The sequence below is a fragment of the Streptomyces sp. OR43 genome (genome assembly GCF_008042275.1).
Lineage (GTDB): Bacteria > Actinomycetota > Actinomycetes > Streptomycetales > Streptomycetaceae > Streptomyces.
Genome location: NZ_RDBK01000117.1, coordinates 1 through 9,673 on the forward strand (window position 1 = coordinate 1; position 9,673 = coordinate 9,673).

The 9,673-nt window shown below is 70.3% G+C and carries 2 pseudogenes; one reads left to right on the forward strand and one right to left on the reverse strand.

The features are described 5' to 3' along the window. Nucleotides 1–28 precede the first annotated feature (28 nt). A pseudogene (locus EAO72_RS41435) lies at nucleotides 29–9,400 on the forward strand (non-ribosomal peptide synthetase); the annotation flags it as partial. Between the two features lie 81 nt (nucleotides 9,401–9,481). On the opposite strand, the pseudogene EAO72_RS41445 reads toward EAO72_RS41435, so the two are convergent. Continuing rightward, nucleotides 9,482–9,673: pseudogene (locus EAO72_RS41445) on the reverse strand (condensation domain-containing protein); the annotation flags it as partial.

The window sequence follows — 9,673 nt, forward strand, 5'->3', positions numbered from 1 at the left end:
ACTCAACCACTGACTCAACCACTGGCAGAACACCCTCGCCGACCTCCCCGCCGAACTCGAACTCCCCACCGACCGACCCCGCCCCACCACCCCCACACACCAGGGCGGCACCATCGAATTCCACATCCCCCAAGAACTCCACGCAGGGGTGACACGCCTGGCCCGCGAGCAACAGGCCAGCGTCTTCATGGTCCTGCAAGCCGCACTCGGAGTCCTCCTCAACCGACACGGCGCAGGCACCGACATCCCCATCGGCTCCCCCATCGCAGGCCGCACCGACGACGCCGTCGAAGACCTCGTCGGCTTCTTCGTCAACACCCTCGTCCTCCGCACCGACCTCACCGGCAACCCCACCTTCACCGAACTCCTGCAACGCGTCCGCCACACCGACCTCGCCGCCTACAGCAACCAAGACGTCCCCTTCGAACGCCTCGTCGAAATCCTCAACCCCGAACGCTCCACCGCACGCCACCCCCTCTTCCAGACCATGCTCTCCCTGCACAACCTGGATCAGGGCGAAGCGGCCAAGTCCCTGGGCGAGTGGCCGGGGGTCAGCGTTTCGGACCAGACCATGGGCTCCGACGCGGCCCGCTTCGACCTCGCCTTCAACCTGGGCGAACAGCACGGACCGGACGGCGCCGAGGCGGGTATCGGGGCGGTCCTGGAGTTCAGCGCGGATCTCTTCGACACGCGAACGGCCGAGGCGTTGTGCGAGCGGTTCGTACGTGTGCTGAGCACGGTGATCGCCGACCCCGGGGCACGCGTCGGCCAGGTGTCCCTCCTCGCCCCCGCCGCACGCCGACTGCTGCTGGAGGAACCCAACAGCACCGCCCGGTCCTTCGCGGGTGACGCGGACGTGGTCGCGCTCTTCGAGGCGAGGGCGGAAGCGACCCCGGACGCGGTGGCCGTCGTCTTCGAGGGCACCGCCGTCACCTACGCGGAACTGGACGAACGGGCCGCCCGGCTCGCCGGTTCGCTGATCGAGCGGGGAGTCGGCCCCGAGCAGTACGTGGCAGTCGCCCTGCCCCGTTCCGTGGACCTCGTCGTCGCGCTGCTCGCCGTCCTCAAGACGGGCGGCGCCTACCTGCCGCTCGACCTCGGGTACCCGGCCGACCGGGTCGCCCACATGCTGAGCACGACCCGCCCCGTCCTCACTCTGGACGCGCAGACGCTGCCCGCGCTGCTCGACGGTGAGCGCGCCCGGAGCGTCCCGGTGGACCCCCGCGCGGCCGCGTACGTCATCTTCACCTCCGGGTCCACCGGCCGCCCCAAGGGCGTCGTCGTCTCCCGCGCCAGCCTGGCCAACCTGCTGCTCGACATGGCCGAGCGCGTCGGATTCACCCCGGACGACCGGCTGTTGGCGGTCACGACGGTGGGCTTCGACATCGCCGGGCTCGAACTCTTCACCCCGCTGGTGTCCGGCTCCTCCGTGGTCCTCGCGAGCCGTGACCTCGTCCTCGACCCGGCCGGGCTGCGTGCCGCCGTCGCCGGGCAGGGAATTTCCGTCATGCAGGCGACCCCGAGCCTCTGGCGCGCGGTCGTATCCGACGCGGGCGAGTCACTGCGTGGCGTCCGTGTCCTGGTCGGCGGTGAGGCCCTGCCCGCGGACCTCGCCAGACAGCTCACCTCCGCGGCCGCCTCCGTACTGAATGTCTACGGACCCACCGAGACCACCATCTGGTCCACCACCGCCCCCGTCACACCGGACGGCACGGTCACCATCGGCCGCCCGCTGTCCAACACCCAGGTGTACGTCCTCGACGACCACCTCGGCCCGGTGCCCGCCGGGGTTCCCGGCGAGCTGTACATCGCCGGTGCCGGCGTCGCCCGCGGCTACCTCGGCCGCGCAGGTCTCACCGCCGAACGCTTCGTCGCGAACCCGTACGGCCCGACCGGAACGCGCATGTACCGCACCGGCGACATCGTCCGCTGGACGGAGCACGGCGACCTCGCCTATCTCCGCCGCGCCGACGACCAGGTCAAGGTCCGCGGACACCGCATCGAACTCGGCGAGATCGAAACCGTCCTCACCGGCCTCGACAGCATCGCGCAGGCGGCCGTCATCGTCCGCGACGACCGCCTCATCGCCTACCTCACCGGCACCCCGGACACCGCTGCGATCCGAGACCAACTGGCCCAGGCCCTCCCCGACTACATGGTCCCGGCCGCCTTCGTCACCCTCGACGCACTGCCCCTGACCGCGAACGGCAAGCTCGATCGCAAGGCCCTGCCCGACCCCGAATTCACCACCGCCCCACAGAGCCGCGCCCCCAGAACCCCGCAGGAAGAAATCCTCTGCGGGCTGTTCATCGAGGTCCTCGGAGTCTCCGGCATCGGGATCGACGACAGCTTCTTCACCCTGGGCGGGCACTCGCTGCTGGCCACCCGTCTCGCCTCCCGCATCCGCACCGCACTCGGTGTCGAGCTGCCCGTGCGCCGGCTCTTCGAGGCGCCCACGGTCGCCGGGATCGCCACGGCACTGCGAGGTGCCGACGCGGCGCGCGACGCCATGACCTCCGGGCCGCGCCCGGCGCGTATCCCGCTCTCCTTCGCCCAGCGGGGACAGTGGTTCCTGCACCGGCTCGAAGGTCCCAACGCCACGTACAACCTGCCGGTCGCCCTGCGTCTCACGGGCCCTCTCGACCATGCGGCGCTGCGCGACGCGCTCGCCGATGTCGTGGACCGGCACGAGGTGCTGCGTACCGTCATCGCCGAGGACGGCGAGGGCGCCCATCAGGTGGTACTGGCCGCCGCCGAGCCGCCGCTGGTGATCGAGCGGGTTGCCGCCGACGCGCTGCCGGACGCCCTGCGCACCGCGGCAGGCCACACGTTCGACCTCGCAGCGGAGTTCCCGATCCGGGTGACGCTGTTCGAGACCGGACAGGACGATCACGTACTGCTGCTCCTGATCCATCACATCGCGGCCGACGAGTGGTCGTTCGGCCCGCTGGCCCGGGATCTGACCGCCGCCTACGCGGCCCGCGCCGCAGGGAGCGCGCCGGCCCTGCCGCCGTTGCCCGTGCAGTACGCGGACTTCACCCTCTGGCAGGGCGAGGCGCTCGGCTCCGAGGATGACACCAACAGCCTCATTAACCGTCAACTGCGCTACTGGGAAGAGGCGTTGGACGGCCTTCCGGCCGAGCTGGAGCTGCCGGCCGACCGGGTCAGGCCAGCCACGCCGTCCCATCGGGGCGGGTCCGTCGAGTTCGAGGTGTCGCAGGCGCTGCGCGCACGCATCGAGACGGCGGCCCGTGAGCACCGGGCGAGCACCTTCATGGTGGTGCAGGCCGCCCTCGCCGTGCTCCTGTCCCGCCTCGGCGCAGGCACGGACATTCCCATCGGGTCCCCCATCGCGGGCCGGACGGACGACGCCGTCGAGGACCTCGTCGGCTTCTTCGTCAACACCCTCGTCCTGCGCACGGACCTCTCCGGCGACCCGACGTTCACCGAGCTGCTGGAACGGGTCCGGCGGACCGACCTCGCCGCCTACAGCAACCAGGACGTCCCCTTCGAACGCCTCGTCGAGCTGCTGAACCCGGAGCGTTCCGCCGCCCGGCATCCGCTGTTCCAGGTGCGGCTCGTGGTGCAGAACGCGGACCCGCTCGGTTCCGTCGGCGGCGCGCTGGCCCTGCCCGGGCTCACCGCGTCGGCGGTGCCGACCGAGGATGCGGGGGCCAAGTTCGACCTGCTGTTCCGGCTCTACGACAAGCCCACGGGCGGCATGGGCGGCGTACTCGAATACAGCGCCGACCTGTTCGACGCCACCACGGCCCGGTCGCTCGGCGAGCGCCTCCTGCTGGTACTCGACGCGGCGCTCGCCGACCAGGACCGCCGCATCGGCCGGATGGACGTGCTGACCCCGGCCGAGCGGCACCAGGTGCTGCACGCGTGGAACGACACGGCACGCGAGGTGGCACCCGCGAGCGTCGTCTCCCTCTTCGCGGCCCAGGTGGCCCGCACTCCGGACGCCCCCGCGGTCGCCCATGCCGACACGTCCCTCACGTACGCGGAACTCGACGCACGCAGCGACCGTCTCGCGGGGCTCCTCACCGGACGCGGTGTCGGCCCCGAGCGGTTCGTGGCGGTGGCGCTCCCCCGGTCCACCGAACTGATCGTGAGCCTGCTCGCGGTCCTGAAGGCGGGCGGCGCCTATCTGCCGCTCGACCTGGAGTACCCGGCGGAGCGGCTGCGCTACATGCTGGCGGACACCGCGCCCGTCCTCGCCCTGACCAATGACGAGTGGTCCGGGCTGGTGCCGGGTGTCGAGACGCTGCTCCTCGACGCGGCGGAGACCCGGGCCGCTCTGGCCCCGTCGGCCGCGACTCCGGTGGACCCGGCGGCGACGGCCGGTCCGGTGTCGCCGCAGAACCCCGCCTATGTGATCTACACCTCGGGCTCGACGGGCCGCCCCAAGGGCGTGGTCGTCGAGCACCGCTCGGTGGGCGCCTACCTCCAGCGGGCCCGGCACGCCTATCCGGACGCCGCGGGCGGTTCCCTGCTGCACTCACGGATCGCCTTCGACCTGACCGTCACCGCCCTGTACACACCACTGGTCTCGGGCGGCTGTGTGCGACTCGCCGAGCTCAGCGAGGAGCCGGCCGGTGCCGTTCCCCGCCCGGCCTTCATGAAGGCGACCCCGAGCCACCTGCCTCTGCTCGATACGCTCCCCGACACCGCGTCGCCGTCCGGCACGCTGGTCCTCGGGGGTGAGCAGCTCCTCGGTGAGAAGCTCGCCGAGTGGCGGGAGCGGCACCCGGGCGCGACGGTCGTCAACGCGTACGGCCCGACCGAAGCCACCGTCAACTGCACGGACTTCACGCTCGCCCCGGGTGCGCCGACCCCGTCCGGTGCCGTACCCATCGGCCGCCCGTTCTGGAACACCCAGGCCTACGTCCTCGACGCGGGGCTACAGCCCGTGGCCCCCGGAGTGGCGGGCGAGCTCTACATCGCCGGCACCGGCCTCGCCCGGGGCTACCTGGGACGCCCCGACCTGACCGGCGAGCGCTTCGTGGCCAACCCCTACGGGCCGGCCGGCTCCCGGATGTACCGCACCGGCGACCTCGCCCTGTGGACCGTCGAAGGACAGCTGCAGTACGCGGGCCGCGCCGACCAGCAGGTGAAGCTGCGCGGATTCCGGCTCGAACTCGGGGAGATCGAGTCCGTGTTGCTGGGCGTCGAGGACGTCCGGGAAACCGTCGTGGTGGTTCACGAGGACAGCGCGGGCGACGAGAGCCTCGTCGCGTACGTGGTCGCCGCGACCGGTGCCGGCGTGACGTCCGGGCTGCTGCGTGCGCATGCCGAGCGGCAGCTCCCGGACTACATGGTGCCGTCGGCGTTCATGCTGCTGGACGCGCTGCCCCTCACGCCCAACGGCAAGCTGGACCGGCGGGCACTTCCGGAACCGGTGCACGGCCCCGACTCCGCGGCACCGGACCTGCTGGCCGCTCACGGCTCGCACAACCCGTGGGAGGAGGCCATCGGCGGGCTGTTCGCCGATGTTCTCGGCCTGGAACGGGTCGGTGTCGACGACAGCTTCTTCGACCTCGGCGGCCACTCCCTCCTCGCCATCCGGCTGCTCGCGCGCGCCCGTTCGGTGCTCGGCATGGAGCTTTCGGTGCGCGACATGTTCGACCACCCGACGGTGTCCGGGCTCGCCAAGCTGATGACGGTGGCGGGCCGCTCGGGCCAGGGTCTGGTGGCGGGTCCGCGTCCGGAGCGGGTGCCGTTGTCGTTCGCGCAGCGACGGCTGTGGTTCCTCCAGCAGTACGAGCCCGGCAGCTCCCTCTACAACATCCCCGTCGCCCTGCGCCTGACCGGAAACCTGGACACGGCCGCCCTCGAAACAGCACTGGCCGACGTCGTGGAACGCCACGAATCCCTGCGCACCGTCTTCCCCCAGGACGACGAAGGCGGCTACCAGATCATCCACAAGGACGCCCGGCCCGAACTCCACCACATCCTCTCCAGCCCCGAACGCCTCGACACCGACCTCGCCGAAGCCGTCACCCACGGATTCGACCTCGCCACCCAGACCCCACTCCGAGCCACCCTCCTGCGCACCGCACCCGACGAACACGTCCTGCTGCTCGTCATCCACCACATCGCCGCCGACGGCTGGTCGCTGTCCCCACTCGCCCGCGACCTCACCACCGCCTACACCGCCCGCACCACAGGCAACGCACCCTCCTGGACACCACTGCCCGTCCAGTACGCCGACTTCACCCTCTGGCAGCGCGACATCCTCGGCTCCGAAACCGACCCCACCAGCCCCATCGCACAACAACTCGCCCACTGGCAGACGACTCTGGCCGACCTCCCGTCCGAACTCGAACTCCCCACCGACCGACCCCGCCCCACCACCCCCACACACCAGGGCGGCACCATCGAATTCCACATCCCCAAGCAACTTCATGCAGGGGTGACACGCCTGGCTCGCGAGCAACAGGCCAGCGTCTTCATGGTCCTGCAGGCCGCACTCGGAGTCCTCCTCAACCGACACGGCGCAGGCACCGACATCCCCATCGGCTCCCCCATCGCAGGCCGCACCGACGACGCCGTCGAACACCTCGTCGGCTTCTTCGTCAACACCCTCGTCCTCCGCACCGACCTCACCGGCAACCCCACCTTCACCGAACTCCTGCAACGCGTCCGCCACACCGACCTCGCTGCCTACAGCAACCAAGACGTCCCCTTCGAACGCCTCGTCGAAATCCTCAACCCCGAACGCTCCACCGCACGCCACCCCCTCTTCCAGACCATGCTCTCCCTGCAGAACGTCGACCCGACCGCGACGACCGGGGACGGGCAGTTCGCGGGTCTGCGCGTGAGCGCCATGAACGCCGACAGCGCGGTGGCGAAGTTCGATCTGCTCCTGGCGGTCCAGGAGCTGCACGCCGCCGACCAGGCCGAAGCGGGCGGGATGCGCGCGGTCCTGGAGTTCAGTGCCGATCTGTTCGATGCGCGGACCGCCGAGGTGCTGTGCGAGCGGTTCGTACGCGTTCTGGACGCGTCCGTCGCCGCACCGGACACCCAGGTCTCACAGATCGACGTACTGGACGAGAACGAGCTGGCCCGAGTCCTTGAGGAGTGGGGAGCGGGGGCCGCTCCGGCTGCCGGCGCCGCTGATGCCGATGTGATGGGGCTGTTCGAGGCCCAGGTGGCGGCCACTCCGGATGCTGTGGCGTTGGTGTTCGAGGACACCCGGCTGTCCTACCGGGAGCTGGATGCCTGGGCGGACCGTCTGGCCCGGGTCCTCGTGGAGAACGGGGCCGGACCGGAGACGTTCATCGCGGTCGCACTGCCCCGCTCCACGGAACTCGTCGTCGCACTCCTCGCCGTCCTCAAGACCGGCGGCGCCTACCTGCCCATCGACCTGGACTTCCCCACCGACCGCGTCGAGTTCATGCAGGCCGAGACGGAACCGGTCATGGTCCTGGACCAGACCCTGTTCACCTCACTGAACAGCCAGAGTTCCACGACATCGCTGCCGCCCGCCTCCCCGAGCGCCGGGGACACGGCCGCATACGTGCTCTACACCTCCGGGTCCACCGGCCGCCCCAAGGGCGTCGTCGTCTCCCGCAGCGCACTGACCAACCTGCTCACCGACATGCACACCCGCATCCCCCTGACCACCGACGACCGGCTCCTCGCCGTCACCACCGTCGGCTTCGACATCGCCGGACTCGAACTCTTCGCACCCCTCACCACCGGCGCAACCGTCGTCCTCGCACCCCCCGGCCTCGTCCACGACCCCGCCACCCTCCGACGCACCCTGAACCAGGAACAGGTCACCGTCATGCAGGCGACCCCCAGCCTCTGGCGAGCCGTCACACCCGACGCAGGCGAATCACTGCGTGGCGTCCGTGTCCTGGTCGGCGGGGAAGCCCTCCCCACCGACCTCGCCACACAACTCACCGCGAACGCCGCCTCTGTCCTGAATGTCTACGGGCCGACCGAGACCACCATCTGGTCCACCACCGCCCCCGTCACCACCCAGGGCACACCCGTCATCGGCCGCCCGCTCACCAACACCCAGGTGTACGTACTCGACGACCACCTCCAGCCCGTACCTCCCACCGTTCCCGGCGAGCTGTACATCGCCGGCACCGGCGTCGCCCGCGGCTACCTCAAGCGCGCAGGCCTCACCGCCGAACGCTTCGTCGCGAACCCGTACGGCCCGACCGGCACCCGCATGTACCGCACCGGCGACATCGTCCGCTGGACCGACCAAGGCAACCTCGAATACCTCCGCCGCGCCGACGACCAAGTCAAGATCCGCGGACACCGCATCGAACTCGGCGAGATCGAAACCACCCTCACCGGCCTCGACAGCATCGCGCAGGCAGCCGTCATCGTCCGCGACGACCGCCTCATCGCCTACCTCACCGGCGACTCCCCCGACACCAACGCAGTACGTACCCAGCTGGCCCAGGCCCTACCGGACTACATGGTCCCGGCCGCCTTCGTCACCCTCGACGCACTGCCCCTGACCGCGAACGGCAAGCTCGACCGCAAAGCCCTGCCCGAACCCGAGTTCACCGGTGCCGCACAGAGCCGCGCCCCCAGAACCCCGCAGGAAGAAATCCTCTGCGGACTCTTCGCCGACATCCTCGGCCTGGAACGGGTCGGGATCGACGACAGCTTCTTCGACCTCGGCGGGCATTCACTGCTTGCCACCCGCCTCGTCTCCCGCATCCGCACCGCACTCGACGCCGAACTCTCCGTACGCCAGCTCTTCGAAACCCCCACCGTCCTGGGCCTGGCCGAAGCACTCACCGGCGCCTCCACCGCCCGCACCGCCATCACCACAGGGCCCCGCCCTGATCAGATCCCGATGTCGTTCGCCCAACAGCGACTCTGGTTCCTGCACCAGTACGAGCCCGGCAGCTCCCTCTACAACATCCCGGTCGCCCTGCGCCTGACCGGAGCCCTGGACACGGCCGCGCTCGAAGCAGCGCTGGCCGACGTCGTGGAACGCCATGAATCCCTGCGCACCGTCTTCGCCGGCAGCAACCAGGGTGCCTACCAGGTCGTCCTCGACGGTGAGTCCGCACAGCCGGCCTTCGCTGTCGTACCGACCTCCGCGGCCCAGCTCGATGCCGACCTCGTCGCCGCCGCACGCCACGGGTTCGACCTGACGGCGGAGGTCCCCCTGCGTGCGACCTTGTTCGCGCTCTCTCCGGATGAGCACGTGCTGCTGATCCTGGTCCATCACATCGCGGCGGACGGCTGGTCGCTGTCCCCACTTGCCCGCGACCTCACCACCGCCTACACCGCCCGCACCACAGGCAACGCACCCTCCTGGACACCACTGCCCGTCCAGTACGCCGACTTCACCCTCTGGCAGCGCGACATCCTCGGCTCCGAAACCGACCCCACCAGCCCCATCGCACAACAACTCGCCCACTGGCAGAACACCCTCGCCCACCTCCCCGCCGAACTCCAGCTCGCCCACGACCGACTGCGAGGTCACGTTCGGGTTGAGCATGATTTGGAAGAGGGGGTGGCGTGCGGTGGAGCGTTCGGGGTTGAGGATTTCGACGAGGCGTTCGAAGGGGACGTCTTGGTTGCTGTAGGCGGCGAGGTCGGTCTGCCGGACCCGCTTCAGCAGCTCGGTGAAGGTGGGGTTGCCGGTGAGGTCGGTGCGGAGGACGAGGGTGTTGACGAAGAAGCC